Source organism: Burkholderia sp. 22PA0099 (assembly GCF_047497165.1).
In the GTDB taxonomy this organism is placed as follows: Bacteria; Pseudomonadota; Gammaproteobacteria; order Burkholderiales; family Burkholderiaceae; genus Burkholderia.
In genome coordinates, this window is record NZ_CP163164.1 from 732,190 (window position 1) to 758,888 (window position 26,699).

The window sequence follows — 26,699 nt, forward strand, 5'->3', positions numbered from 1 at the left end:
TTCTCCTGGAGAACTCCGCATGTCTGAACCCTTGAACGGAAAGGTCGCCGCCATCACCGGCGCGGCCTCGGGAATCGGCCTCGCCTGCGCGCGCGCGCTGCTCGACGCGGGCGCCACGGTGGTGCTGATCGACCGCGCGCAGGATCGCCTCGCCGATTGCTGCGCGCGACTGGGCGAGCGCGCGCTGCCGCTGGCGGTCGATCTGCTGAATCCGGCCGAAGTCTCGGCGATGCTGCCGCGCATCGTCGCGCTCGCGGGCGGCCTCGACATCTTCCACGCCAACGCGGGCGCCTACGTGGGCGGCGAGGTGCTGCACGGCAACCCCGACGAATGGGACCGGATGCTGAACCTGAACATCAACGCGGCGTTCCGCTCGGTGCACGCGGTGCTGCCGCATCTGGTCGCGCAGCGTTCCGGCGACATCCTGTTCACCAGCTCGATCGCGGGCATCGTGCCGGTGGCGTGGGAGCCGATCTACACGGCGTCGAAGTTCGCCGTGCAGGCGTTCGTGCACACCACGCGGCGGCAGCTCATGCAGCACGGCGTGCGGGTGGGCGCGGTCGCGCCGGGGCCGGTGGTGACGGCGCTGCTCGACGACTGGCCGCAGGCGAAGATGGACGAGGCGCTGGCGGCCGGCAGCCTGATGCAGGCCAACGAGGTGGCCGACGCGGTGCTGTTCATGCTGACGCGCCCGCGCAACGTGACGATCCGCGATCTCGTGATCCTGCCCACCAGCGTCGATCTGTGAGATCGTCGCGCCACGCTCCCACTCCAGGAACCGAGACATGACGGATCATCCGAACCCCGACGCGCGCTACCTGATCGGCATCGACGTGGGCACCGGCAGCGCGCGCGCCGGCCTGTTCGACGCGCAGGGGCGCATGGTGGCGTCGGCCAAGCACGACATCGCCGTCTTCCACGAGAGCGGCGCGATCGTCGAGCAATCGAGCGCCGAGATCTGGCAGGCCGTGTGCACGGCCGTGAAGGCGGCGCTGGCGCAGGCGGGGCAGGCGGGAATTGCGCCGGCGCAGGTGGCCGGGCTCGGCTTCGATGCGACCTGCTCGCTGGTCGTGCTGGGCGACGGCGGCGCGCCGCTGCCGGTCGGGCCGTCGGAACAGCCCGAGCGCGACATCGTGGTGTGGATGGATCACCGCGCCGTGGCGCAGGCCGAGCGCATCAACGCGCAGGGCCACGCGGTGCTGAACTACGTCGGCGGGCGCATCTCGCCCGAGATGCAGACGCCCAAGCTGCTGTGGCTGCGCGAGCATCGCCGCGCCGTGTTCGACGCGGCCTGGCAGTTCTTCGACCTGACCGATTTCCTCACCTGGCGCGCGACCGGCGACCTGGCGCGCTCGACTTGCACCGTCACCTGCAAGTGGACGTATCTCGCGCACGAGCGGCGTTGGGACGACGGCTACTTCCGCGAGATCGGCCTCGGCGAGCTGGCCGACGAGCAGTTCGCGCGAATCGGGCAGCACGTGGTGGACCCCGGCACGCCGCTCGGCGCGGGCCTCACGGCGCAGGCCGCCGCCGAGCTGGGGCTCGCGCCCGGCACGCCGGTCGCGGCCGGCGCGATCGACGCGCACGCGGGCGGGATCGGCACCGTGGGCGCCGGGCATGCGCCCGAAACCTGCCTGGCCTACGTGTTCGGCACCTCGTCGTGCACCATGACCACCACGCGCGAGCCGGTGTTCGTGCCTGGCGTGTGGGGGCCGTATTTCTCGGCGATGGTGCCGGGCGCCTGGCTCAACGAGGGCGGCCAGTCGGTGGCCGGCGCGGCGATCGAACGGCTGCTGGCGATGCATCCGGCCGCCGCCGACGCCGCGCACGACGCGGCCCGCGCCGGCGAGGCGCTGCCGGTGTGGCTGGCCGGCCGCGCGGTGGCGCGGGTGGACGGCGCGCTGTCGGCCGCCGCGAAACTTGCCGACGGGCTGCACGTGGTGCCCGAATTCCTCGGCAACCGCGCGCCGTTCGCCGATCCGCACGCGCGCGCCGTGATCGCCGGGCTCGGCATGGACACCGATCTCGACAGCCTCGTGGCGCTCTATCTGGCCGGCATTTGCAGCATCGGCTACGGGTTGCGGCAGATCGTCGAGGCGCAGGCGGCGGCCGGCGCGCCGGTCGAGCAGATCGTGATCAGCGGCGGCGCGGGGCGGCTCGACCTGGTGCGCCAGTTGCTGGCCGACGCCACCGGCAAGCCGGTGCTCGCCACCAAAGCCGACGAGCCGGTACTGCTCGGCGCGGCCATGCTCGGCGGCGTGGCGGGCGGCGTGCACGACGACCTGCGCATGGCGATGGGCGCGATGTCGCGCATCAGCCGCCGGTATGCGCCGGCCGATGGCGAACTCGCGGTTTGGCATGCCGGGCGCTATCGCGCGTTCGAGGCGTTGCAGCGCGTGGCGCGCGAGCTGCGCTGAACGCGGGGTGGCGCGGGGGCGGGACGCGCTCGACGTGCGGCCCCGCTCGGTATGCGCCACGACCTGGCATGCCGGGCGCTATCGCGCGTTCGAGGCGTTGCAGTGCGTGGCGCGCGAAGTGCGCTGAACGCGGGACGGCGCGGGGGCGGGCCGCGTTCGACGTGCGGCCCGCTGTGCCCGCCACACCTGCGCGAGCATCATCGTCTTGTCACGGAACGCGTGTTTGATTCCGTCATCCCGTTGTCGCATTGCGTCGCCCGCCCAGCCCCCTCGCCTTCCGTGACCGAGATGAAAGAACGGCCGCTGCTCGAATACGCGCTGCACCCCGTCGAGGACCGCCTGGTTCATGTCGACGCGTTCTGCCGCGACCTGCCGCTGTTGCGCGGCCTGGCGCGCTGCCCGCTATGCTCGGGCGTGCTGCGTGTGGTGCAGTTGCGCGACCGCTCGCAGGCGCGGCGCTTCGTGCATGCGGCCGGGCCGTTCGCGCGTTGCCCGCTGGTGTCCGACGCGGTGCCGAACCCGCTCGCCGTCAATGTCGGCCCGCCGCTGACCGAGCGCGCCCGGCAACTGCGCGCGAGCTTCTTCCAGCAATGGCAGCGGCACCTGCACACAATCCGGCAAACCGCCTCGGCGTTCCAGGTCACGCGCTTCACGCACGCGATCGAGCACGCCGACGTGCTGAAGCTGTGGGCGTGGCCCACCCTCGCGCAACGCGATATTCCCTACGTGCTGCTGGTGCTGACCGATTTCATGGCCGCGCCGCCCGGCGAGCGGCAGGCCGCGTGGATCCGCTTCTGGTTCGGCGCGCCGGTGCAGAAGGTGGGCGACCTGGGCGACGCGGGCCAGGTCGTGCCGCGCCTGTTCCGGCTGCGCTACAAGCGGCCGCGCATGTCGAAATACCCGAGCGTGCGGCACCTGATCGACTGCCAGGAAGTGCCGATGCCCGCGCACGAAGGCCCGGACGCCGCCGCGCTGCTGACGGGCGCCGATGTTTCGGCCTTCGAATCGTTCGCGCAGCGGATGGCACGCGTGCCGGGCGAGCGCGGGCGGGACTGAGCCGGCCACGCGGCCGGCGCGGGCTTCAGGTGTACAGCGACGCTTCCGGCAGCACGCCGGTCAGCGCGAAGCGGCCCACGTCGCGCAGCCGGTAGTCGAGCGGATCGTGCAGCGTGTGCGTGCGCGCGTTGCGCCAGAAGCGGTCGAGCGCGAGCGGCGCAGCCGTGGCGCGCGCGCCGCAGGCGTCGAACAGCGCCTCGCCGGCATCGAGCGCGGCGCGCTGCGCGACGATCTTCGCCTCCGACACCGCCAGCGCCACCTCGGCGCGCCCGTCCGCCGTCAGCGCGGTCTTGCGGTCCCACGCGGCCTGCAACGCGCGCGCCGCACGATCGGCCAGCGCCTCGGCGGCCACCGCCTGCACGCGCATGTCGCCGAAGCGCTGCAAGGTGTACGGATCATCCTGCGCCTTCTCCACGCCAGCATGAATCCACGGCCGCCCGCGCGTCGCCACGTAGTCGCGCGCCTCGGCCAGCGCACCCTCGGCCAGCCCGACGAACAGGTTGGTCAGCACCAGTTGCGACACCAGCGTGCGCAGCGTGGCGCGCGGGCTGGGCGGCGCTTCCGAGCGATGCAGCACCTCGTCCGCCGCCACCGTCACGCCGCTGAACGACACGCTGCCGCTGTCGGTCTGGCGCTGCCCGATCGGGTCCCAATCCTCGTGCACGGTGATGCCTTCGCGCCCGGTGGGCACCACCGCGAACACCGGCTTGCCGGTCACGGGGTCATGCGCCGACACCGTCATCCGCGTCGAACCGCGCGTGCCCGAGCAAAAGCCCTTGATGCCGTCGAGCCGATAGCCGCCCGCGCCGTCCTGATGCGCGGCGAGGCGCGTGTCGAGCGGATTGACGGCGTTGCCCCACCACCAGCCCTGCTCGACCGTGCCGCGCAGGTAGCGCTCGCGTTGCGCGTCGCTGCCCCACACGTCGACGCTGACGATCTGCAACACCTGGAAGCCCACCAGATGCGCGAGCGCGCTGTCGACGCGCGCGATCGCGCGAATCGTCTGATACACGATCGGCCAATCGGCCTCCTGGCCGCCGAACGCGCGCGGCACGGCCAGCGTCTGCAGGCCGAGGCCGGCCATCCAGGCTTTCTCGCGAGCCGCGTGGCCGCCACGTCGATCGCGCTCGGCGGCGCTCGCGCGCAACGCGACGATCAGTTCACCGAAGCTCCGCGGCGCATCGGCCTCGGCCTTGACATCGGCCTGCCCACCGGCGGCGGCCGGCGATCGGGAATCGCTCATCGAATCTCTGTTCTCCATCGTTTCAGGTCAGACGAATCGGGGCGGTCATGGCGTCACACGCATTGCGTGCGAAAGCCCGCGCGCCGCCCTCGATATTGCCGACCCGCTGTCGTAAACACGGATATCGCCTTCGCACACGTTTGCGTGCACGATGGCGAGGGGCTTGGCGCCGATGATAGCCGCGCGCGCCAGGCGCGGTCCAACAAGCGATCCGGAAATGGAAATCGGCAAATACGATATGGGCGGGGGTGGGATCACGCGACGATCCTCGCGTAATACGCAATTTGCAGACGATATTGAAAGCTGCTATTCATGAATGGCCGGACGGGGAAATCCGGCTAGCAAGCAGGCAAACAGACGGATCGACAAGGCACTGGCATCGCATCGAAAAACAGGCAGCAATCCGAAATAACGGCGGCGGTTCCCGGGGCGACGTACCCCCTTACCCGACACGACGGGCCAGGCCCTCGGCGGCGGGCCCATTCAGAGGTAGACCATGAGCATTCAGCACCACGGCGTCGAGATTTGCCCTGCACTCCTGATCGATCGCAGGCAACACACGCGCACCCGCCGCGCGCCCGGCCGGTTCCGGCGCTTCGCCTCGGCGGCCTGCGCGCTGCTGGCCTCGCTCTGCGTGACGGGTGGTGCGGCCCAGGCGGCCGACCTGGTCGTGCCGGCCTACTTCTATCCGTCCGGCTCGGGCTCGACCGCCTGGAACACGCTCGCCACCAACGCCGCCTCGGTGCCGCTGACGGCCATCGTCAACCCGAACAGCGGCCCGGGCATCGCCGTCGATCCGGCCTACACGAACGCCATCGCCAAGGTGCGCACGGCCGGCGGCAAGGTGATCGCCTACGTGCATACGTCGTACGGCAGCCGCTCGCTGTCCGACGTCACGAAGGACATCAACACCTATCTGGCGTTCTACACGGTGGACGGCTTCTTCATCGACGAGATGGCGAACGACAGCACCACCGCGCATGTGCAGTACTACCAATCGCTCTACAACTACATCAAGGGCCTGTCGCCGAACTTCCAGGTGGTCAACAACCCGGGTACCAATATTCCGGAGATCTACGCGAGCCTGCCGGTGGCGGACCGCTTCGTGGTGTACGAGGACAAGCAGACGAATTACGCGAAGTACAAGGCGGCGGCATGGCAGGCGAACTATGCCGCGAGCCGGTTCATCCATATCGTCTACAACGCCACAGCCACGCAGATGAGCAGCGCCCTGCAGTTCGCCGTGACGAACGGGGCGGGTGGTGTTTACATGACGTCGCTGAAGCTGCCGAATCCGTATAACGGGCTGCCGACTTACTGGGATCAGGAAGTGTCGGGGGTGGCGGCGTTGAATCCGCCGGTGACGCAGGCAAAAACGACGTCGACAACGACCGCCACCGCATCGAACCGTCGCCGTTGAGCATCGCCGGAGCGCGATCAATTAACAGCCCACAAGCTGTATTCACAAAAAACAGCTTGTAGGCTGTATTTTAAAAATACAGCCTGTATGCTGTAAAATCCGGACGTTCGCCACTTCGTGCGCGTCGCGCCTTCCCATCGTGAACTACCCGGTCAAGACCCTCGGCCAGCTACGGCCGCTGCTGCAAGGCTTCCGGAAATCCGCGGGCCTCACGCAAGCCGCCATGGCCGAGCGGCTTGGCGTGACGCAGCAAACCTACGCCCGCTTCGAAGCCGACCCGTCCACCGCCAGCCTCGAGCGGCTGTTTCGCGTGATGCGCATCCTCGGCATCGAACTGACGCTGAATGACGCGCACGAGCCGGGCAGCACGCCCGCCGCCAGCGATACGTCGCGCGAAAACTGGTAAGCCGCCATGCCCCGCTCGCACCCGGCAACGCGCCTCGCGCTCTGGATGAACGGCATCGAGGTCGGCTATTGGGAACGCGTGCAAGGCGTCGATCGGCTGGCCTATGCAGACAGTTGGCTCGCCGATCCCCAACGCCGCCCGCTCTCGCTGTCGCTGCCGCTGCGCCCCGGCAATGCGCCGTATCACGGCACGGCCGTCGCCCACTACTTCGACAACCTGCTGCCCGACAGCGACGCGATCCGCCGTCGCATCGCGCAACGCCATGCCGCGCGCGACGCCTCGCCGTTCGGGCTGCTCGAAGCGGTCGGGCGCGATTGCGTGGGCGCGCTGCAACTGCTGCCGCCCGGCCAGGCACCGGACGATCTCAAGCGCATCGCCGGCACGCCGCTCGGCGAGCGCGACATCGCCCAATGGCTGCGCGCGCTGCCGCTCGCGCCGGCCGCAGGCACCGCCACCGCGCCCGACCTGCGCCTGTCGATCGCCGGCGCGCAGGAAAAAACCGCGCTGCTCTGGCACGACAATACCTGGCTGCGCCCCGAAGGCAGCACCCCGACCTCGCATATCCTGAAGCTGCCGCTCGGGCTAGTCGGCGGCATCGGCGCCGACATGCGCACCTCGGTCGAGAACGAATGGCTCTGCGCGCTGATCGCCGCCGCCTACGGCCTGCCCGTCGCACCGTGCGGCGTCGGCCGCTTCGAGGATCAGAAGGTGCTGGTGGTCGCGCGCTTCGATCGTCGGCTGTCCGCGGACGGCACCTGGGTCGTGCGTCTGCCGCAGGAAGACCTGTGCCAGGCCACCGGCATTTCAGGGCTGACCAAATACGAAGCCGACGGCGGCCCCGGCATCGATACGGCCATGGATATTCTTTCCGGCTCGGTCGACGCCGAGCGCGACCGACGCCATTTCTTCACGGCGCAGATCCTGTTCTGGATGCTCGCGGCCGCCGACGGCCACGGCAAGAATTTCAGCATCGCGCATCTGCCGGACGCGCGTTACCGCGCCACCCCGCTCTACGACATCCTGTCGTTTCATCCGATCATGGGGCGCCGCGCCGGCCAGATCGCGCCGCAGCGCGTGAAGATGGCAATGGCCGTGCGCGGCGCGAACCGGCACTACGCCTGGAGTGAAATCCAGCCGCGCCACTGGTTCGCGCAAGGCAAGCGCAGCGGGTTGACCGAGGCGGACGTTCACGCGATCGTCGAGCGGCTCGTGGCGGCCACGCCCGGCGTGATCGACGAAGTGGCCGCGCTGTTGGCCGCCGATTTTCCGACCGATCTGGCCGACGCCATCTTCAACGGCCTGCAAAAACAGGCCCGTAAACTGAAAACGGGCCTCTGAAAGGCCCGTTTTCATGACAACCATTTCAACCCGCTACACGCCTCAGCGCTGCGCCACCGCCTGCGTGGCCGATGCCGCACCGGCCGCGCCCACCGCCACCGCCGGCGCGCCCCATCCGCCACCCAACGCGCGAATCAGGTTCACCGTCGACACCGCCTGCGCACCGGTCAACTGGTTCGCCTGCAGTTGCGATTGCAGCACCGAGCGTTCGCTGTCGATCACGTCGAGGTAGGCCACCTGCCCTTCCTGATACTGCGTGCGCGACAGCTTCGCCGCGCGCTGCGACGCGCTCACGGCCTCGCCCTGCGCGCGAATCTGATCGTCGAGCAGACGCAGGTCGGCCAGGTTGTCCTCCACCTCGCGGAACGCCACCAGCACCTGCTGGCGATAGTTCGCGACCTGCTCGTCGTACTGCGCGCGCGCCTGCTGCACGCCCGCGGCGCGACGCCCGCCGTCGAAGATCGGCAGCGACAGCGCCGAGCCGGCGAACGGCCCGAGCAGGAACGTGCGGCTCGACCACATGAAGAGGCTGCCGAGCGTGGCCGCTTCAAAACCGAACGAACCGGTGATGTCGAGCTTCGGGAAGTAGGCCGACTTCGCCAGCCCGACCCGCGCATTGGCGGCCGCCATCGCGCGCTCGGCCGCCGACACATCCGGCCGCCGTTCGAGCAGCGCCGACGGCAGACCGGCAGGAATCCTGATCGCCACCGGCACGATCGGCGTTTCGCTGAACGAAAAATCCGCCGGCGGCTTGCCGAGCAGAATCGCGAGCGCATGTTCGGACGCCGCGCGGCGACGCGCGACGCCCACCGCATCGGCCTGCGCCGAGGCCAGTTCGTTCTTCGCGCGCGACACGTCGAGTTCGTTGATGTCGCCCTCGTCGAAGCGGCGCTGCGCGAGCTTCAGCGATTCCTGGCGCAGATCGACGGTGCGCCGGTACAGGTTCTGATCCGAATCGAGCTGACGCAATTCGAAGTAGTTCTGCGCGACATCGGCCTGCAAGGCCAGTTGCACCGAGCGGAACAGCGCCTCGCTCTGCGCGGTGTCGGCGCGCGACGCCTCCACGTTGCGGCTCACGCGTCCGAACAGGTCCGCCTCGTACGAGACGCTGGTCTGCGCGCGCCACAGCGTGGCGTTGATCGGCCCCGAGCCTTGCGGCAGGAACTGCGAGGCCGACGACACGCCTTCGCGTGTCGGGCCGAAGCCCGCGTCGAGCGACGGGAACCACGCCGAGCGCGCCGCGCGGGTGGAAGCGCGTGCTTCCTCCACGCGGGCGGCGGCGGCCTTCAGGTTCTGGTTCGCGTCGAGCGCCTGCTTTTCGAGCGCGTCGAGCGTGGTGTCGCCGAACACCGTCCACCATTCGCCGCGATGCGCGGCGTCGGCCGGCTCGGCCGGTTTCCAGGTGCCGGCCTGCTCGCCGGCGGCGAGCGTGGGCGCCTCCTTGAAGGCGGCCGGCGTGGTGACGTCGGGCCGCTTGTAGTCGGGGCCGACCGCGCACGCGGCGAGCAGCGCGGACATCAGCGTGCTGATGCCGGCCAGCTTCGCGAGGCGCAGGATCGTCTTGTCGTTTTTCATCGTCTGGTCCTCAAGCATCCGCGGTCGACGGGTCGTACCGCGGCGTATCCTTCTGCGCGACGTGGATCTTGCCACCCGCCAACGTACGCAGCACCACATAGAACACCGGCGTCAGCATCAGGCCGAACAGGGTCACGCCGAGCATCCCGAAGAACACCGCGATCCCCATCGCATGACGCATTTCCGCGCCGGCGCCGGTCGACAGCACGAGCGGCACCACGCCCATGATGAACGCGATCGACGTCATCAGAATCGGGCGCAGACGCAGCCGGCACGCCTCGACCGCAGCCTGGAACGGCGTGCGTCCGTCGTGCTCCAGCTCGCGGGCGAATTCCACGATCAGGATCGCGTTCTTCGCCGACAGCCCCACCAGCACCATCAGGCCGATCTGCGTGAAGATGTTGTTGTCGCCCTGCGTGAGCCACACGCCCGTCAGCGCCGACAGAATGCTCATCGGCACGATCAGGATCACCGCGAGCGGCAGCGCCAGGCTTTCATACAGCGCCGCGAGCACCAGGAACACCAGCAGCACGCTGATCGGGAAGATCACCAGCCCGGCATTGCCGGCCAGGATCTGCTGATAGGTCAGGTCGGTCCATTCGAACTTCACGCCGCGCGGCAAGGTTTGCGCCGCGATCCGCTCGACCGCCGCCTGCGCCTGCCCCGACGAGAAGCCCGGAGCCGGGCCGCCGTTCACGTCGGCCGCCGTGTAGCCGTTGTAGCGCACCACCATTTCCGGCCCGAAGGTCGGCGACACCGTGACCAGCGACGACAACGGCACCATCTGCCCCGCCGCGTTGCGCGTCTTGAGCAGGCCGATATCGCCGGCATGCTGACGGAACGGCGCATCGGCCTGCACGCGCACTTGATACACGCGTCCGAAGCGGTTGAAGTCGTTCACGTACAGCGAGCCCAGGTAGATCTGCATCGTGTCGAACACGTCGGTCACGTTCACGCCGAGCTGCTTGGCCTTCACGCGGTCGAGATCCACATTGAGCTGCGGCACGTTGATCTGGTAGCTCGTGAACAGCGGGCCCAACTCGGGCGCCTGCTGCGCGCGCTTGATGAAATCCTGCGTGGCATCGGCCAGCTTCGCGTAACCCACCGCGCCGCGATCCTCGATCTGCATCTTGAAGCCGCCCAGCGTACCGAGGCCCAGCACCGGCGGCGGCGGGAACACGGCGACGAACGAATCCTTGATGCCCGCGTACTGCTGGTTCAGCGCACCGGCGATCGCGCCGGCCGACATCGTCTTGCCGTGACGCTCGTCGAACGGCTTGAGCGTGACGAACACGATGCCCGCGCTGGAGCTGTTGGTGAAGCCGTTGACCGACAGGCCCGGGAACGCCACCGCGCTCTCCACGCCCGGCTGCTTCAGCGCGATCGAGCCCATCTGGCGAATCACCTTCTCGGTGCGGTCGAGCGAGGCGCCGTTCGGCAACTGCGCGAACGCGATCAGGTATTCCTTGTCCTGCGCGGGCACGAAGCCGCCCGGCACGAGCCGGCCCATCAGCACCGTGGCGCCGACCAGCACCAGGTAGACGCCGAGCATCAGCGTCTTTCTCGACAGCACGCCACGCACGCCGCGGCCGTAGCCTTCCGCGCCGCGATGGAACACCGAGTTGAAGCGGCGGAAGAAACCGCCGAGCACGCGATTCATCACGCGCGTCAGCCAGTCCGGCTTCTCGTCATGGCCTTTCAGCAGGAGTGCCGACAATGCCGGCGACAGCGTCAGCGAGTTGAACGCCGAGATCACCGTGGAGATCGCGATGGTCATCGCGAACTGCTTGTAGAACTGGCCGGTCAGGCCCGTCATGAACGCGAGCGGCACGAACACGGCCACCAGCGTCAGCGCGATCGCGATGATCGGCCCGCTCACTTCCTGCATGGCCTTGTAGGTGGCCATGCGCGCGGACAGCCCGCTCTCGATGTTGCGCTCGACGTTCTCCACCACCACGATCGCATCGTCCACCACGATCCCGATCGCGAGCACCATCCCGAACAGCGACAGCGCGTTGATCGAATAACCGAACATCAGCAGCAGCGAGAAGGTGCCGATGATCGACACCGGCACGGCGATCAGCGGAATGATCGACGCGCGCCACGTTTGCAGGAACACGATCACCACCAGCACCACCAGCGCGATCGCTTCGAGCAGCGTATGCACCACGGCCTTGATCGACGAGCGCACGAACTGCGTCGGGTCATAGACGATCTTGTACTGCACGCCCGCCGGGAAATCCTGCGACAGCTCCTGCATGGTCGCGCGGACCTGGTCGGAAATCTGCAGCGAATTCGCGCCCGGCGACTGGTTGATCGCCATCGCCACGGCCGGCTGGTTGTCGAGCAGCGAACGCAGGCCGTATTCCGAGGCGTCGAGCTGCACGCGGCCGAGATCGCGCAGGTGCGTGACCGCGCCGTCGGGCGCCGTCTTGACGACGATGTCGCCGAATTCGCTCTCGTTCTGCAGGCGGCCGCGCGCGTTCACGGACAACTGCAGCGGCGTGCCCGGAATCGACGGCGACGCCCCGATCGTGCCGGCCGCGACCTGCACGTTCTGCTCGCGAATCGCGCGCACCACGTCGTCGGCGGTCAGGTTGCGCTCCGCCACCTTCTGCGGATCGAGCCAGACGCGCATCGCGTAGTCGCCCGACCCCCACAGCTGGACCTGGCCCACGCCCTGGATCCGCGACAGGCGATCCTTCACGTTGATCAGCGCGTAGTTGCGCAGATAGGTCATGTCGTAGCGGTTGTCGGGCGAGATCAGGTGCACCACCATGGTCAGCGTCGGCGAGCTCTTGACCGTCGTGATGCCCAGCCGCTGCACGTCTTCCGGCAGGCGCGGCAGCGCCTGGTTCACGCGGTTCTGCACGAGCTGCGTGGCCTTGTCCGGATCGGTGCCGAGCTTGAACGTCACGGTGATCGTGAGGTTGCCGTCGCTGTTGGCCTGCGACTGCATGTACAGCATGTCTTCCACGCCGTCGATCTGCTCCTCGATCGGCGAGGCGACCGTCTCGGCGATCACCTTCGGGTTGGCGCCCGGGAACTGCGCCTTGACGATCACCGAAGGCGGCACGACTTCCGGATATTCGGAAATCGGCAGCTTGAACATCGCGATCACGCCGCCGAGCAGGATCAGTACCGATAGGACTCCTGCAAATATCGGACGATCGATGAAAAATTTGGATATGTTCATGGAAAAGCTCTATCGGGTTGTGCGAGTGGTGACGAGGGCGGACCAGCGCCCCCGTCACGACTGCGCGCGGCCGCTGGCGGGCTTGGCGGCATCCGCCACCGGCGTGGCCGAATCGCCATCGCCGCCGCCCGTCATCGGCACCATGTGCGCCTTCACCGGTTCGCCCGGACGCACGCGCTGCGTACCGTTGACCACCACCCGGTCGCTCGCCTGCAGGCCGCCGACGATCACGCGCTGATTGCCGTGCAACGCGCCGATCTGCACTTCGCGGTACGTGACGTGATCCTGCTTGTCGAGCACGAACACGAACTTCTTGTCCTGATCGGTGTTGATCGCGGCATCGTCCACCAGCAAGGCCGGATGCGGTGCGCTGCCATCGACCTTGATCCGTGCGTAGAGCCCCGGCACCAGCGCGCCGTCGGCGTTGTCGAAACGCGCACGCACGCGGATCGTGCCCGACGAGGTATCGAGCCGGTTGTCGACCGAATCGACCACGCCGGTGCGCGAGTAGCCGGTTTCGTTGGCGAGGCCCAGATCGACCGGCACGCGGCGGCCGTCGCGCTGGCTGCCGATATAGCGCAGGTAGGTTTGTTCGTCGGCGTCGAACGAGGCGTAGATCGGCGAGACCGACACCACCGTGGTGAGCGGTGCGGCCGAGGCACCGGCCGACACGACGTTGCCGAGCGTGATCTCGGCGCGCGAGGCGCGGCCCGCGAACGGCGCGACGATGCGCGTGTAGCCGAGGTTGATCTTCGCGGTTTCGAGCGCGGCGGCGGCGGCCTTCACGTTGGCGGCCGATTCGCGCGCGGCGTTCTGCTTCTCGTCGTAGTCGCGCTTGGCGATCGCGTTGTCGCCGATCAGGCGCTGGGCGCGCTGCCAATCGGTTTGCGCATAGCCGTCGCGCGCTTGCGCGGCGGCCAGTTGCGCGGCGGTGCGATCGACCTCGGCCTGGTACGGGCGCGGATCGATCACGAACAGCGTGTCGCCCTTCTTGACCAGCGCGCCGTCCTTGAAGTTGACCGACACGATGGTGCCCGACACGAGCGGACGCACCTCGACGCGGTCGATCGCCTCGAGGCGGCCCGAATAGGTCTGCCAGTCGGTGATCGTTTTCGCCAATACGTTGGCGACGTCGACTTCCTGCAGCGGCGGCGCGGCGTTCTGCGGGGCGCTCGCGCTCGCGTGGATCACGCCGAACGCGCCGCCGCCGATCACCACGACGACGGCCAGCGCGGCAGCCGCGATGCGTGATTGAGGAGTACGTAAGATTGACATGAAGATCTCCGGTTGCGTTGGAATCAGTGAATTGGTGTTGTTAGTCGTTGGCGTGAGCCTGGAAGCGGCAAGTCAGGAAGCGCACGGCCTCCTGCAGCGCGGGCGCGTAGCCGCCCAGCTCCGCGTGCGTAACGTCGGGATAACGAATTACCTGCACCAGCACGCCGGCCTCGATCAGCCGGGCCGCGTAGCGCTCGGCCTCGACATGCAGCACGTCGTTCTGGGCGGTGGCGATCAGCGTGGCCGGCAACTTCGCCAGGCGCGCCGATTCGAGCGGCGCGGCATACGGGTGCATGCGTTGCGCCGGTTGCGGCAGGTAGGCGCGATAGCTGGCCGCGCAATCCTTGGCCGTGATGTCGGAAGCCAGTTGGCGCTCGTCGCCCATGCGCGTCATGCTCGGGTCGAGCATCGGGCCAAACAGGGCCTGAGCCACGATGTTCACGTCGCCGCGATCGCGAGCGATAAACGCCAGACAATTGGCGAGCTGGCCGCCCGCGTCGTGGCCGGCCACTGCGATCCGGCGCGGATTGCCGCCGAACGCGCGCGCCCGGGCCTCGACCCAGCGCGCCGCGCGATACGCGTCTTCCGGCGCGGCCGGGAACGGATGTTTCGGCGCGAGCGAATAATCGACGGACACCACCAGCGCGGGCAGGCGCTCGGCAAGAAAGCGCGCGGCGAAGTCCGCATCGGCCAGCGAGCCGCGAACGAAACCGCCGCCATGGAAATAAAGCACTACTGGCAATCCGGTCTTGTCGGGCCGGCGATACAGCCGCAATACGATGTCCTGGGCATGGCCCTCGATTTCGACATCGGACACTGCGAGCGACGTGCCAGCCCGCTCCGGCGTGGCCGGAGCGGAATTCAGCAGATTGCGAAAACCGGATGCATCCATGAGTCAGGCGCCGAAGCGCGTCCATTTGCAAGATGGAGCGCATTCTGGGTCCGGCAGACATCAGGATAAATGCCTATAATCCGGCAACACAATTCAGGGGCTTTGAACAATCGGCGGATAGACGTGCGCATAAGCATGTCGAACAGGCCGATCGGGGCCGAACAATCCCGGAGGTAAAGCGATGGACCGTCTTCAAGCCATGCAGGTCTTCACACGCGTCGTCGATACGAACAGCTTCACCAAGGCGGCCGAGACCTTGAGCCTGCCGCGCGCCTCCGTCACGACGATCATTCAGAACCTCGAAGCATTTCTCGGCGTGCGCCTGATGCACCGGACCACGCGACGCCTGTCGCTGACGCCGGACGGCGCGGCGTACTACGAGCGCTGCATCCGCATTCTGGCGGAAGTCGAGGAAACCGAGGCGAGCTTCCAGATCAACAACCGCAAGCCGCACGGCAAGCTGCGCGTCGACATGCCCGGCTCGCTCGGGCGGCTCGTGGTGATCCCGGCGCTCAACGAATTCCGCGAACGCTATCCCGACATCGATCTGCAGCTCGGCCTGTCGGATCGCCCCGTCGATCTGCTTCAGGAAGGCGTGGATTGCGTGATCCGGGTGGGCGCTCTGCAGGATTCCTCACTGGTGGCGCGCCGCGTGGGCCTGTTCGAAGGCGTGACGGTGGCCTCGAAGGCCTATCTGGCGCGCTACGGCGAACCGCGTTCGATCGACGATCTGGCCGATCACCGCGCCGTCAATTATTTTTCGAGCCGCACCGGCCGCAACATCGATTGGGCGTTCCTGATCGACGGCAAGGAGGTCGAGGTGAAGATGGAAGGCGTGGTGTCGGTCAACGATGCGGACGCCTACGTCACCTGCGGCATCGAGGGCTTCGGCCTGATCCAGCCGCCGTTGTTCATGGTGCTGCCGCAACTGCGCTCGGGCCAGTTGAAGGAAGTGCTGACGGGCCACAAGCCGCTGCCGATGCCGATCTCGGTGGTGTATCCGCACAGCCGGCATCTGTCGCCGAAGGTGCGCGTGTTCGTCGATTGGGTGGCCGAAGTGTTCGACCGCTGCCCGCTGCTGAACGGCTCGGGCCGCCCGCCGCTCGACACCGTCTGCAGCAAGCGCACGTTCGAGGAAGCGGAACGCGCGCCGATGATCGACACGCCGGTGGTCAGCGAGTGGGCCGCGTAAGGTAAGCACCTGCGGTAAGCACCCGCGCGACTGGAATGACGAAGGGGCGGCCTCTCGGCCGCCCCTTCTGTTTTTGCACGACGCAACGCGCTCTTCAATCGAGCAGCTTGAGGATATCGTCATACAAGGCGCGCGGCACCCGCACGCCGTTCGCCTCGCTGCGCACTCGCGCCGCGAAGCGCCGCTGCGACGGCAGGCGCGCGCCCTGCGCGGCGATCTCGCGCAGCACGCGTTCACCGCTCGCGTGGCCCGCCGCCAGCCCGTCGCCCGCGAACACCGCCGGATCGAACGCCAGCAGCAATTCGCCGTGATACGGCGAGGCGCCCGCGCCGCCGTCGTAGTCGAGCGACTCCGCGCTGGTCAGGTCGCCCATCAGCGAGCCCGCCATCAGCTCGACCATCGTGGCCAGCGCCGAGCCCTTGTGGCCGCCGAACGTGCGCATCGCGCCGCGCATCGCCGCATGCGGATCGGTGGTGGGCTGGCCGTGCTCGTCGATCGCCCAGTCGTCGGGAATCGGCTTGTCCTGGCGCGCATGCAGTTCGATGTCGCCGCGCGCGATCGCGCTGGTCGCGAAATCGAACACATAGGGCAGTTGCCCATCCGGGCGCGGCCACGCGAACGCGATCGGATTGGTGCCGAACACCGGCCGCGTGCCGCCGGCCGGCGCCACCCAGGCGTGGCTCGGGCACATCGCGATGCCCACCAGCCCGTGCGCGGCGATCGCCTCGACCTCCGGCCACAGCGCCGAGAAGTGATAGCAATGGCGGATCGTCAGCGCCGCCAGCCCCTGCTGCCGCGCGGCCTCGACCAGCGCCGGCAGTCCCAGCTCCAACGCGGGCAGCGAATAGCCGCCGTGCGCGTCGGCCTCGATCACGCTGCCGGCCAGCTTGCGCAGCGTGGGCACGGCGCGCCCGTCGACGCGCCCGGTGCGCAGCGTGCGCACGCAGGAAATCAGGCGGTAGACGCCGTGCGAATGGCACTCGTCGCGCTGCCCCTGCACGATCACGCTCGCGAGCGAACGCGCGTTGTTCTCGCTCACGCCGTGCGCCATCAGCACGCGACGCGCCAGCGCATCGACCTCGTCGAGCGACAGGCTCACATCCTCAGCAATACTCATCGATTCCCTCCGGGCCGCAGCGTGGCCCTGTTCGAAATGGTGTCGTGCAACTCGCTCGCCGTCGAACCGCAGCCTGGCGGCCGGCACGCCGGTGGCCGCGCGCCGGTAGTAGATCACATGCCTCGGTGGGAGAAAACGAATCGTCGAACGCCAGTATCCGTTGCGATCCGAGGCCCGGCTTGTGGCCAATGCACGGCGGCGATGATGAAATCGGCATAAATCTCGACTGCGATGACCGGCCGATCGGCATAGCCAGTCACGCATTCGGCGCGGGCTCGTTGCAGCGCGACATGCGCACCGGATACCAGCCGCCGCCTCCACCGGCACGCCCCCGGGCGGGCTTTCATCATCCTGTCCCTTGTTTTTCCGCATCGCAGCATGACGCGCAAGCATCATGAACTCCACAGAATCACACTATTGCATTTGACGCATCAATGTGAAAACGAGCGTTTCGCACACTCGTTCGAGAACAGCCGAAACCCAAGCCAGCCAAGGTTTTAGCCTAACCCTATCGACAGTACGGAATTCGATTGTTCCAACAGGGCGACAATTCAATTCGCGCGCATCCCATTTATTGATGCTGCGGCTGCACCTAAATTTCACTCCGTCGCGTAACCCAATGCGTTGCGCATCCGAATTCAGGTACTCAAAGGAGCTGAACATGAAAACCCTCACCATCGCCGCCGCCGCACTCGTCCTGTCCACCAGCGCCGTTTCCGCCTTTGCCGATGGCGGCATCGGCCGCGCCGGCACCTACGGCGACCTGCCCGCCGCCAAGACCACCAGCACGCTGACCCGCGCCCAGGTGCGCGCCGAACTGGCGCAATCCCAACGCGACGGCACGCTGGCCCTGCTGCGCAAGAGCACGTCGTACCCGCAAGGCATCGAACTGGCGCAACAACGCCTGGGCACCTCGGAATCGGGCGGCCCGTCGAGCCAACTCGCCAATCGTTAATCCGTCAGCAACCCGCACGCCGGCCGCGCCGGCCTCGTCATCCGTAAGGAGCTCACATCATGAATCCGAACGAACCGAAACCGTCCCAACTCGACCAGTGGGATCGCACCGCGCCGGTGTGGATTCCGTTCCGCGCCCAACCGCGCACGAACGGCAAAAGCTGATTGGCAAAATCGGCAGTGAAAAAGGCGGCCCGCTTTCATCAAGCGCGGCCACCTTTTTCATGTCATGGCGCGTCGGCGCCCCTCACCGGCGCCGCACCGCTCAACGCGCGGGCACGCCGTCCCGCCATTCGCCCCAATGCGTGACGATGTCCTGCACCAGCGGATTGCCCGCGCGATACAGGTTCTCGGTGGCGATCGCGAAGCCGCCCTGGTCGGCATAGTTCAGCAGGTTGTCGACGCTCGTCTGGCCCGGATACGGCCGGTCGAAATCGGAGCCGGTGCGCAGCACGGCCACGCGCGCGAGATCGACGCGCCGGGTGGCGGCCGCGCGCGTCAGCGCTTCGTAGGTGGCGTTGTCTTCCTGCGCCGTCATGCAGTAGGTGCCCTTGCCGTCGGTCAGGATCTTGGTCCACTGGCGCGCGCGTTCGCCGATCTTCGTGCCCGAGAACCACGTATTGCCCGACGACGTGTCGCATTGCACCACCGTCGGCGGCCGGTTGGCCGGCGCGGCGTCGAACTTCGCGCGCGCGGCCTGCGCCTGCGCGCTGTCGGCCAGCACGACGTTGCGCGACAGCGCATAGGCGGCCGCGGTCAGCTTCGGGTTCAGCTCGAACACCTCGCTGCGGTAGTCGAGCGGCGGCTTCTCGTTCGGGCTCTTGGTGTTGATGCCGAGATAACCGGTGTTCCAGCCGGCCGGAATCTCGCGCGCGTCGAGCTCCCATTGCAGGCTGAAATCGACCAGGTAATGCGACCACGCCGCCGAGCCGACCGTGCCCTGCGCCGGGTCCACGCCGGCGATGCCCGACACGAGGACATAGGTGCGGCGCAGGTCGAACTTCGGCGAGAAACTCAACGCCATGATGGTGGCCGCGGCATTCGCGTAACCCATGCCGGTGGTCACCACGCAAACCTCCTGGCGATTGCACTGCACCGTCGGATAGTCGGGCGAGAGCCCCGGCACCTTCACCTGGGTCCAGGGGCCGAGGCGATCGGTCCAGGCCTGCCCTTCCGGCCCGAACATCGTCACGATCATGACCTTCGGCGTGCGCACGCCCGGCCCGTGATCGTCGTGGCCGGGGGCGCCCTGTTGGGCCTGAACATCGGTGGAATCCTGCGCGACGGACGGCACCGTGGCGCACGCGGCCAGCGAGAACACGGCCGCGGAAAGCATCGAGCGAGTCAGCATCGTCGTTCCTTATGAATGGAGTGATGAGAACGGTTACGGACACTGCGGATGCGCGAGCCTGGCCGGCCCTCCGGCGCGGCGCACACATCGGTTTCGTCGTGACGCGGTGCCACGACGAGAATGGCGGCGGTCTGTGCCGCCGTCTGTCTGGCGATCGAACGACGAAAACCGGCGTGCTGCGGCCGGTTTCCTGCGCCAGACTTGCGATTCTAGCCGCCGCGCCCGGGCGGCCAAATTTCCGGGGCGATGCAAGGCACGCGGCACGATTCCGGTAAGATTCCCCGCGCCCGCCGGCGGCATCGCCGCTCGCGGCGCCTTACCCAACCCAATCAGACAGTGGAGCGCTACGCATGGCATCGGCAGCAGAATTCGATCAGGTTCGAGTGGTCAAGAAGGCGAACGTCTACTTCGACGGCAAGTGCGTCTCGCATACGGTCATCTTCCCGGACGGCAGCCGCAAGACGCTCGGCGTGATTCTTCCTGCCACGCTGAACTTCGGCACGAACGAACCGGAATTGATGGAAGTGCAGGCCGGCAAGTGCCGCATCCGCCTCGAAGGCAGCGATGAATGGCAGACGTACGCCGAAGGCGAATCGTTCTCCGTGCCCGGCAAGTCGCGCTTCGATATCGAAGTGATCGAGACGCTCGATTACGTCTGCAGCTACCTCTGAGCGACGCGCTTCGCCTGGCCGCCTCGGTCGAATGACCGATGCCGCCGGGCGGCGGCAAAAACTATCCTGTCAAGCAATTGAAAGCTCTTTCACTCCATTGCTTGAAGAGGAACATGATCCACACGCGCTATCTCGCCGCGGCGCTGCTTGCCGGCCTGCTCGGCATGACGTCCGCCCGCGCGGCCGCTCCGGGCAGCCTCCCGCCACCGCCTGGTGTCATCGCCGATGTCCCGGCCCCCGCCCAACCGCACCTGACGCTGTTCAAGCCCCGCGCCGATGTCCTGAAAGACGGTTATGTCTACCTGGCGTTTCGCGTCGACAACCTGAGCATCCTGCCGCTGTACACCGACATCCACGGCAAGGCGGCCACCACGCTGAAGCCCAGGATCGGGCATCTGCACGTGTTCGTCGACGACAGCAAATGGAGCTGGATCCACGCGCAGAGCGACGCGATCTACTTCGGCCCGCTGCCGCCCGGCCCGCACGCCGTGCGCATCGAGCTGGTGGATGCCTCGCACAGCGTGATCGAGACCAGGACGACGCACTTCGTGGTGCCGTGATCGCCTGCCCGGCATGAGGCGCATGCGAAGCGCGTGCGAAATCGGGTGGGAAGACCTTCACACCGACATCGCACGCACGGCCATCAGGCAGCGGTATAACGCGGCGCCGGAACGCTGTTCGACAGATGCGGCGCCATCGTCTGGCGTGCCGCTTCGTACGCTTGCCAACCCTCGACCTGATGCAGCGACGGAATGGTCACCAGCTCCTGGCGATCGAACCCGACGAGCGCGGCATCGACCATCTCCTGCGCCGTCATCACCATATTTTTCGGCAGGTGCTCGAGCGGCAGGCCGCCGATTTCCCAGAACTCGGTGGCGGTGGCGCCGGGCAGCACGGCCTGCACCTGCACGCCCTTGGCGGCCAGCTCGTGATGCAGCGACTGGCTGAACGCCAGCACGAACGCCTTGCTGCCGCCATACACGCCGTTCAGCAGTTCGGGCGCGATGCTGACGATCGACGAGATATTGATGATGGCGCCCTTGCCGCGTGCGACGAAGGCCGGCGCGACGGCATACGTGAGGCGCGTCAGCGCGGTCACGTTCAGCTCGATGAGCGAGGTCATCGCATCGACGCTGGTTTCGAGCAGCGGGCTGTGCGTGCCCACCCCCGCGTTGTTCACCAGCAGCGTGATGCTGGCGTCGTCGCGCAGCGTCGCTTCGACCCGCTGCACGTCGGCGCGCTCGCCGAGGTCCGCCACCAGCACTTCGACGTTGCGATGGGTTTCGTCGGTGATGCGCTTGGCCAACGCGTTCAGGCGGTCACGGTTGCGCGCCACCAGAATCAGGTCGTAACCGCGCCGCGCGAGACGGTCGGCATACACGGCGCCGATGCCGGACGATGCACCGGTGATCAGGGCGGTACCAGGATGAGATTGCGTCATGACTTACTCCAGGGAAGGTTTCGGGTGACTTGCCGAAACGTATTCTGGCCGCGCTGGCGAATGTCTCAAATGACGTATATAGTCATTTTTCCTGCCATTCCCCGCCCGCCCTGGAGTTGTCGATGCATCGAATCGGTTTTCTGTTGAGCGACGGCTTTCAGATGATGGCGCTGGCCACCCAATCGGTGTTCGAGCACGCCAACACCGTCGTCGGCGATCCGTTCTATCACTTCACGCTGTACTCCGCGGAAGGCGGGGAGGTGCGCTCGTCGGTCGGCTTCCCGATCGGCACGCACGCCGCGAACGGCACGTCCAAGGTCGATACGTGGCTGGTGGCGGGCGTGGCCGATCCGTTCGCGGTGCCCACGCCGCCCGGCACGGTGGACGTGTTGCGCCGCCAAAGCGCGCGCGCCCAGCGCGTCGCGGGCATCTGCACCGGCGGCTTCGTGCTGGCGGAAGCGGGCCTGCTGTCGGGGCGGCGCGTCACCACGCACTGGGCGATTGCCGCGCAGATGCAGGCGCGATTCCCGGATGTGCTGATCGAAAGCGACCGCATCTTCATCGTCGACGGCCGGATCTGGACGTCGGCCGGCATGACGGCCGGGCTGGATCTCGCGCTCGCGATGGTCGAGAAGGATCTCGGGATGGAGGTGGCGCGGTCGGTCGCGCATCGGCTGGTGATGCCGCAGCGCCGCTCGGGCGGGCAAACGCAGCACGCGGAAATGCTGGAGCTGGCGCCGAAAACCGACCGGATTCAGAACGCCCTGAACCATGCGCGGCAGAATCTGCACCGGACGCTGTCCGTGGAGGAGCTTGCCGAGGCGGCCAACCTGAGCCCCCGGCAGTTTCATCGGCTGTTCACGCAGGAAACGGGCAAATCGCCGGCGAAGGCCGTCGAGGCGCTTCGGCTCGAAGCGGCCCGGCTCATGATCGAGCGCAGCCGTCACACCCTCGATGCGGTCGCGCGGGAAACGGGGTTTCGCGACCGGCGGCACATGCGGGAGGCGTTCGTGCGCGGGCTCGGCGTGTCGCCTCAAGCGATCCGGCGCGACGCCCGCGCGCCCTGACGCTCGCCACTGCGTAGCGCCCGGCACCGGGCGCCACATGCAAACTCAGGCGACTTCGATCCGCGCCGGGCCGTCCACCAGTTCGCCGATCACGGCGGCCTGCGCGAAACCGTCGGCATGGAAGCAGGCCAATACGTCGTCGACCGTCTCGGGCGTGCACGCCACCAGCAGGCCGCCCGAGGTTTGCGGATCGGTCAGCAGCGCCTGCGCGGCCGGCGACAGGTGCTCGCCAAGCCGCACGTCCGCGCCGTACGCGGCCCAGTTGCGGCCCGAAGCGCCGGTGATCACGCCGGCCTCGGCGAACGCCTGCGCGCCAGCCAGCCAGGGCAGCGACGCATATCGCACACGCGCGCTGAGGCTCGCGCCGCGCGCCATCTCCAGCCCGTGGCCGAGCAGGCCAAAGCCGGTCACGTCGGTGATCGCGTGCACGCCCGGCAGCGCGGCCAGCTCGGCACCGGGGCGGTTCAGCTTGGTGGTGGCCGCGATCATCGCCGCGTAGCCCGCCGCATCGAGCTGGCCCTTCTTCAGCGCGGCCGACAGCACGCCCACGCCGAGCGGCTTGCCGAGCACCAGCACGTCGCCGGCACGCGCGCCCGCGTTGCGCTTCACGCGCGACGGATGCACCACGCCGATCGCCGCCAGCCCGTAGATCGGCTCGACCGAATCGATCGAATGGCCGCCCGCCACCGGGATGCCCGCCTCGGCGCACACCGATTCGCCGCCCTTCAGCACCGCGGCGATGGTTTCGTGCGGCAGCACGTTGATCGGCATGCCGACCAGCGCCAGCGCGAAGATCGGCTTGCCGCCCATCGCGTAGACATCCGACAGCGCGTTGGTGGCGGCGATCCGGCCGAAGTCGTACGGATCGTCGACGATCGGCATGAAGAAATCGGTGGTGGCGACGATCGCCTGCTCGTCGTTGAGGCGGTAGACGGCGGCATCGTCGGCGGTTTCGGTGCCGACCAGCAGATCGGGGAACAGCGCGGGCGGCGCGTTGCGCTTGAGCAGCTCGGCCAGCACGCCGGGGGCGATCTTGCAGCCGCAGCCGCCGCCGTGCGACAGGCTCGTCAGGCGCGGCGGGGCATTCGTTTGCGGGGTTTCGTTCATGGCGATGGGAACAGTCCGGATGAAGAAGCGCCCATTATCGGCAATCCGCGCCTGCCGCGCGCCCGCGAGCGTCACGAAACGGACACTTGGCGAAATCGGGCCGCTGCTGAGATAATCGCCGCCTTGCCGCATTTTGCCGCGCAATGCCACATCGCACGGTCTGCGCGCGTGGCGTGCCCTTGCCTCCACCGCTCGCGCCGCGAGCCTGCCGAAGCCGTCCATGGATCACCTGCTGGTTGCCCTCGTGCTGTTCTCCGCGTTGCTGCACGCGGTCTGGAACGCGTTCCTGCATGTCAGCGAGGATCGCGTGATCCAGCTCGGGACGATGGCCGTGCCCTACATCGTGGCCGGGGTGGCCGGCGCGCTGTGGCTGCCCGCGCCGGCGCCGGGCGCGTGGCCGTATATCGCGGCGTCGGCGCTGCTGGAGGTGGGCTATTGCCTCGCGCTGCTGCGCGCCTACCGCAGCGGCGAATTCGGCCAGATCTACCCGATCGCGCGCGGCAGTTCACCGCTGCTGGTCGCGTTGTTCGCGTTCGTCGCGCTCGGCGAACGGCCGTCGGCGTTCGCGCTGGCCGGCATCGCGCTGGTGTCGCTCGGCATCGTGTCGCTGGCGCTGCGGCGCGGGTTGCGGCTGTCGGGCGAGAGCGTGCCCTACGCGGTGCTGACGGGCGTGTTCATCGCCGCCTACTCGGTGGTGGACGGCATCGGCGTGCGGCTCGCGGGCAATTCGCTGTCGTATATCTGCTGGGTCTATCTGCTGTGGAACGTGCCGCAGTTCCTGCTCGTCTGCGCGCTGCGCGGCGGCCCGCGCCCGCTTCTCGCGCCATCGGCCACGCTGTGGCGCGGCATGGCCGCCGGTACCTGCGCGCTGGCGGCCTATGCGATCGTCACGCTGGCCTATCGGCACCTGCCGGTGGCGACCGTCTCGGCGCTGCGCGAGACCAGCTCGATCTTCGCGATCGGCATCGGCTGGTTCGCGATGCGCGAGCAGCCCACGGCGCGGCGGATCGTGGCGTGCGGGATGGTGGTGGCGGGGGCGGTGTTGATCCGCTTGTAAATGCACCGGCGCAGGTTGCGCCAAACGATGGAGCGAAGCCTGTGATGACGCACTACGCCGTGTTCGACGCCGCCGATTATCTCGACAACGAGGGGGTCATCGCCGAATTCCTGGCCTGCGCGGCGGCCGATCCCGACCCGGCGGTACACGCCGCCGCGCAGGCCGCCGTGGCGCGAGCACGGGGCAATCTGCCGGCGCCGCAATCCGGCTCCACGCCATAGCCAGCCCCTACCCGCCCACCCACCCCGCATCAATCGCCTCGGCCAGCGTGCCGAACGCCGCGCCGATCTCGTCCTCGGGCACGCACGCATAGCCGAGCAGCAGCCCGGGCGCGGCGCGCGAGCGATCCGCGTAGTAGCCCGACAGCGCCCGCACCACGATGTTGCGTTCGAGCGCGGCCTGCGCCACGGCGCGGTCGTCGGTGCCGTCGGGCAATTGCATCACGAGATGCAGCCCGGCATCGCCGCCGAGCACCGGCAGCGCATCGCCGTAGCGGTGCGCCAGTTCGTCGAGCAAGGTCTGCCGCCGCAGGCCGTACAGCGCGCGCATCTTGCGGATGTGCGAAACGAAATGCCCCTCGGCGATGAACTCGGCGAGCACGGCCTGCTGCAGCAATTGCCCCTCGCGATACAGCTCGGCGCTGGCGGTCGCGAAGCTCTCGGCCAGCGGCTCCGGCGCGACCAGATAACCCACCCGCAGCCCCGGAAACAGCGTCTTGCCGAAGCTCCCCACGTAGATCACCTGCCCGCTCGTATCCAGCCCCTGCAACGATGCAAGCGGCCGGCTGCCGTAGCGGAATTCGCTGTCGTAGTCGTCCTCGATGATCCACGCGCCGTGCTGCCGCGCGTATTCGAGCAGCATGCGCCGCCGCGCGAGGCTCATCACCATGCCGAGCGGATACTGGTGCGACGGCGTGACGAGCATCAGCTTCGGCGGCGTGGCGAGATCCTCGGCGCTCGGCGCGATGCCTTCGTCGTCCACGGCAATCGGCCGCGTGGTCAGCCCCGAGACATGCAGCACGCTGCGCACGCCCCAGTAGCACGGGTCCTCGGTCCAGATCACGTCGCCGGGATCGGTCAGCAGGCGCACGGCCAGATCGATCGACTGGTGAATGCCGGTGGTGATTACGATCTGCTCGGGCGAGCAGCGCACCGACCGCGAGGTGCGCAGGTAATCGGCCAGCGCCTCGCGCATCGAGGCCAGCCCGCCGCCCGGCGCGTAGGTCAGCAGGTCGGGCCGCAGGCGACGCCAGTATTTGTTGTGCAGGCGCGTCCAGACGCGCGACGGAAAGCGCGACACGTCGGGCACGCCGGGCATGAACGCGCCGCCCTGGCGCTTCGACACGCCCGCACCCTCCACCAGCCGCGCCCCGCGCGCCGACAAGGCCCGCGCGAGCGGCCGCCGCAGCGCCAGCGGCGAGATGCCCGTCTCGCCGGCCGGATCGGCCAGCCACGCCGGATCGGGCGCGGGCGGCGAGGCAACGCCTGCGTCCGTGGCGGCCATCGCGCCGCGCCCGCCTGCCGCCGCCCTCTTTCCGCGCAGCGCATCCGGCCCGTCGCGCTCGGCCGCACCGACGATCTCGTCGGGCGAGGTATCGGCCACGAACGTGCCGCGCCCGGTGGCCGACGTCACATAGCCTTCGAGCACGAGTTGTTCGTACACCTGCGTGACGGTATTGCGCGCGATCCCCAGCTCGGTGGCCAGCAGCCGCGACGACGGCACGCGCGTGCCGGCCGGCAGCTCGCGCGACAGGATCGCCTGCTGCAACAGCCGGTGCAGTTGCCGGTACACCGGCTGCGCGCCGCCGCTGCGCACGAGACGCTGCGCCAGCCAGTCGGATAACACGCTCGCCCTCAAAATTGGCTCCTATAGATTTACCGGAATGGCTCTAATTTTCAGAGCCAAGCCGGATTATAGTCGTCTC

General features: G+C 68.1%; 22 protein-coding genes and 1 pseudogene. 13 read left to right on the forward strand and 10 right to left on the reverse strand.

The window, feature by feature from the left end; all coding sequences use genetic code 11:
• Positions 1-19: 19 nt before the first annotated feature.
• The 3 genes from AB4851_RS03240 (at position 20) to AB4851_RS03250 (ending at position 3,473) form a co-directional block, all read left to right on the forward strand.
• Positions 20-748, forward strand: coding sequence for an SDR family oxidoreductase (locus tag AB4851_RS03240; RefSeq protein WP_414448398.1), 729 nt, complete (start codon positions 20-22; stop codon positions 746-748).
• Positions 749-785: 37 nt separating this feature from the next.
• Positions 786-2,417, forward strand: a complete 1,632-nt coding sequence (locus tag AB4851_RS03245) for an FGGY-family carbohydrate kinase (RefSeq protein WP_414448399.1) — start codon at positions 786-788, stop codon at positions 2,415-2,417.
• Positions 2,418-2,705: 288 nt separating this feature from the next.
• A complete protein-coding gene (locus AB4851_RS03250; RefSeq protein WP_414448400.1) occupies positions 2,706-3,473 on the forward strand; it encodes a hypothetical protein in 768 nt (255 codons plus the stop codon).
• A 25-nt stretch (positions 3,474-3,498) separates the two neighbouring features.
• Here AB4851_RS03250 and AB4851_RS03255 read toward each other — a convergent pair whose 3' ends face one another.
• Positions 3,499-4,716 (reverse strand): acyl-CoA dehydrogenase family protein, encoded by a 1,218-nt coding sequence (locus AB4851_RS03255; protein ID WP_414448401.1) that lies wholly within the window; start codon positions 4,714-4,716, stop codon positions 3,499-3,501.
• 496 nt (positions 4,717-5,212) lie between these two features.
• On the opposite strand from AB4851_RS03255, the gene AB4851_RS03260 reads away from it, so the two are divergent.
• From AB4851_RS03260 to AB4851_RS03270, 3 genes and pseudogenes are all read left to right on the forward strand, one after another.
• Positions 5,213-6,136, forward strand: a complete 924-nt coding sequence (locus tag AB4851_RS03260) for a spherulation-specific family 4 protein (RefSeq protein ID WP_414448402.1) — start codon at positions 5,213-5,215, stop codon at positions 6,134-6,136.
• Between the two features lie 136 nt (positions 6,137-6,272).
• Positions 6,273-6,479 (forward strand): annotated as a pseudogene (locus tag AB4851_RS03265) (helix-turn-helix transcriptional regulator); the annotation flags it as partial.
• 69 nt (positions 6,480-6,548) lie between these two features.
• Positions 6,549-7,880, forward strand: coding sequence for a type II toxin-antitoxin system HipA family toxin (locus AB4851_RS03270; protein WP_414448403.1), 1,332 nt, complete (start codon positions 6,549-6,551; stop codon positions 7,878-7,880).
• 42 nt (positions 7,881-7,922) lie between these two features.
• Here the strand turns inward: AB4851_RS03270 and AB4851_RS03275 are convergent, their stop codons facing one another.
• From AB4851_RS03275 to AB4851_RS03290, 4 genes are read right to left on the reverse strand one after another with little or no spacing between them, the layout of a single operon-like run.
• Positions 7,923-9,455, reverse strand: coding sequence for an efflux transporter outer membrane subunit (locus AB4851_RS03275; protein WP_414448404.1), 1,533 nt, complete (start codon positions 9,453-9,455; stop codon positions 7,923-7,925).
• Between the two features lie 10 nt (positions 9,456-9,465).
• Positions 9,466-12,651, reverse strand: coding sequence for an efflux RND transporter permease subunit (locus AB4851_RS03280; protein ID WP_414448405.1), 3,186 nt, complete (start codon positions 12,649-12,651; stop codon positions 9,466-9,468).
• A gap of 54 nt (positions 12,652-12,705) precedes the next feature.
• Positions 12,706-13,926: an efflux RND transporter periplasmic adaptor subunit gene (locus AB4851_RS03285; RefSeq protein ID WP_414440989.1), complete on the reverse strand. Its 1,221-nt coding sequence runs from the start codon at positions 13,924-13,926 to the stop codon at positions 12,706-12,708.
• Positions 13,927-13,966: 40 nt separating this feature from the next.
• On the reverse strand, positions 13,967-14,818 hold the full coding sequence (locus AB4851_RS03290; RefSeq protein WP_414440988.1) for an alpha/beta hydrolase: 852 nt from the start codon (positions 14,816-14,818) through the stop codon (positions 13,967-13,969).
• Positions 14,819-14,999: 181 nt separating this feature from the next.
• Between AB4851_RS03290 and AB4851_RS03295 the strand changes: the two genes are divergently transcribed.
• The gene (locus AB4851_RS03295; protein WP_414448406.1) at positions 15,000-16,010 is read left to right on the forward strand and encodes a LysR family transcriptional regulator; all 1,011 of its coding nucleotides are present in this window, start codon (positions 15,000-15,002) and stop codon (positions 16,008-16,010) included.
• A gap of 94 nt (positions 16,011-16,104) precedes the next feature.
• Here the strand turns inward: AB4851_RS03295 and AB4851_RS03300 are convergent, their stop codons facing one another.
• Positions 16,105-17,127, reverse strand: a complete 1,023-nt coding sequence (locus tag AB4851_RS03300) for an Ldh family oxidoreductase (RefSeq protein WP_414448407.1) — start codon at positions 17,125-17,127, stop codon at positions 16,105-16,107.
• Between the two features lie 661 nt (positions 17,128-17,788).
• On the opposite strand from AB4851_RS03300, the gene AB4851_RS03305 reads away from it, so the two are divergent.
• Positions 17,789-18,082 (forward strand): DUF4148 domain-containing protein, encoded by a 294-nt coding sequence (locus tag AB4851_RS03305; RefSeq protein ID WP_414448408.1) that lies wholly within the window; start codon positions 17,789-17,791, stop codon positions 18,080-18,082.
• Between the two features lie 264 nt (positions 18,083-18,346).
• Here AB4851_RS03305 and AB4851_RS03310 read toward each other — a convergent pair whose 3' ends face one another.
• Complete coding sequence (locus AB4851_RS03310) at positions 18,347-19,432, reverse strand: purine-nucleoside phosphorylase (protein WP_414448409.1); 1,086 nt, start codon at positions 19,430-19,432, stop codon at positions 18,347-18,349.
• Between the two features lie 350 nt (positions 19,433-19,782).
• On the opposite strand from AB4851_RS03310, the gene AB4851_RS03315 reads away from it, so the two are divergent.
• Together AB4851_RS03315 and AB4851_RS03320 are read left to right on the forward strand one after the other, a co-directional pair.
• A complete protein-coding gene (locus tag AB4851_RS03315; protein WP_414440981.1) occupies positions 19,783-20,103 on the forward strand; it encodes a pyrimidine/purine nucleoside phosphorylase in 321 nt (106 codons plus the stop codon).
• Between the two features lie 113 nt (positions 20,104-20,216).
• The gene (locus AB4851_RS03320) at positions 20,217-20,663 is read left to right on the forward strand and encodes a DUF6130 family protein (protein ID WP_414448410.1); all 447 of its coding nucleotides are present in this window, start codon (positions 20,217-20,219) and stop codon (positions 20,661-20,663) included.
• Between the two features lie 83 nt (positions 20,664-20,746).
• Here AB4851_RS03320 and AB4851_RS03325 read toward each other — a convergent pair whose 3' ends face one another.
• Positions 20,747-21,544 carry an SDR family NAD(P)-dependent oxidoreductase gene (locus AB4851_RS03325; protein WP_414448411.1) on the reverse strand — a complete coding sequence of 266 codons (798 nt, stop codon included), beginning with the start codon at positions 21,542-21,544 and terminating at the stop codon, positions 20,747-20,749.
• Between the two features lie 122 nt (positions 21,545-21,666).
• Between AB4851_RS03325 and AB4851_RS03330 the strand changes: the two genes are divergently transcribed.
• Positions 21,667-22,611, forward strand: coding sequence for a GlxA family transcriptional regulator (locus AB4851_RS03330; RefSeq protein WP_414448412.1), 945 nt, complete (start codon positions 21,667-21,669; stop codon positions 22,609-22,611).
• Positions 22,612-22,656: 45 nt separating this feature from the next.
• Here the strand turns inward: AB4851_RS03330 and selD are convergent, their stop codons facing one another.
• Positions 22,657-23,718: a selenide, water dikinase SelD gene (gene selD / locus AB4851_RS03335; protein ID WP_414448413.1), complete on the reverse strand. Its 1,062-nt coding sequence runs from the start codon at positions 23,716-23,718 to the stop codon at positions 22,657-22,659.
• 220 nt (positions 23,719-23,938) lie between these two features.
• Here selD and AB4851_RS03340 point away from each other — a divergent pair, with 220 nt between their 5' ends.
• Together AB4851_RS03340 and AB4851_RS03345 are read left to right on the forward strand one after the other, a co-directional pair.
• Positions 23,939-24,775 (forward strand): EamA family transporter, encoded by an 837-nt coding sequence (locus AB4851_RS03340; protein WP_414448414.1) that lies wholly within the window; start codon positions 23,939-23,941, stop codon positions 24,773-24,775.
• 44 nt (positions 24,776-24,819) lie between these two features.
• Positions 24,820-24,996, forward strand: a complete 177-nt coding sequence (locus AB4851_RS03345) for a hypothetical protein (RefSeq protein WP_414448415.1) — start codon at positions 24,820-24,822, stop codon at positions 24,994-24,996.
• Between the two features lie 7 nt (positions 24,997-25,003).
• Here the strand turns inward: AB4851_RS03345 and AB4851_RS03350 are convergent, their stop codons facing one another.
• On the reverse strand, positions 25,004-26,632 hold the full coding sequence (locus AB4851_RS03350; protein ID WP_414448416.1) for a PLP-dependent aminotransferase family protein: 1,629 nt from the start codon (positions 26,630-26,632) through the stop codon (positions 25,004-25,006).
• Positions 26,633-26,699 lie beyond the last annotated feature (67 nt).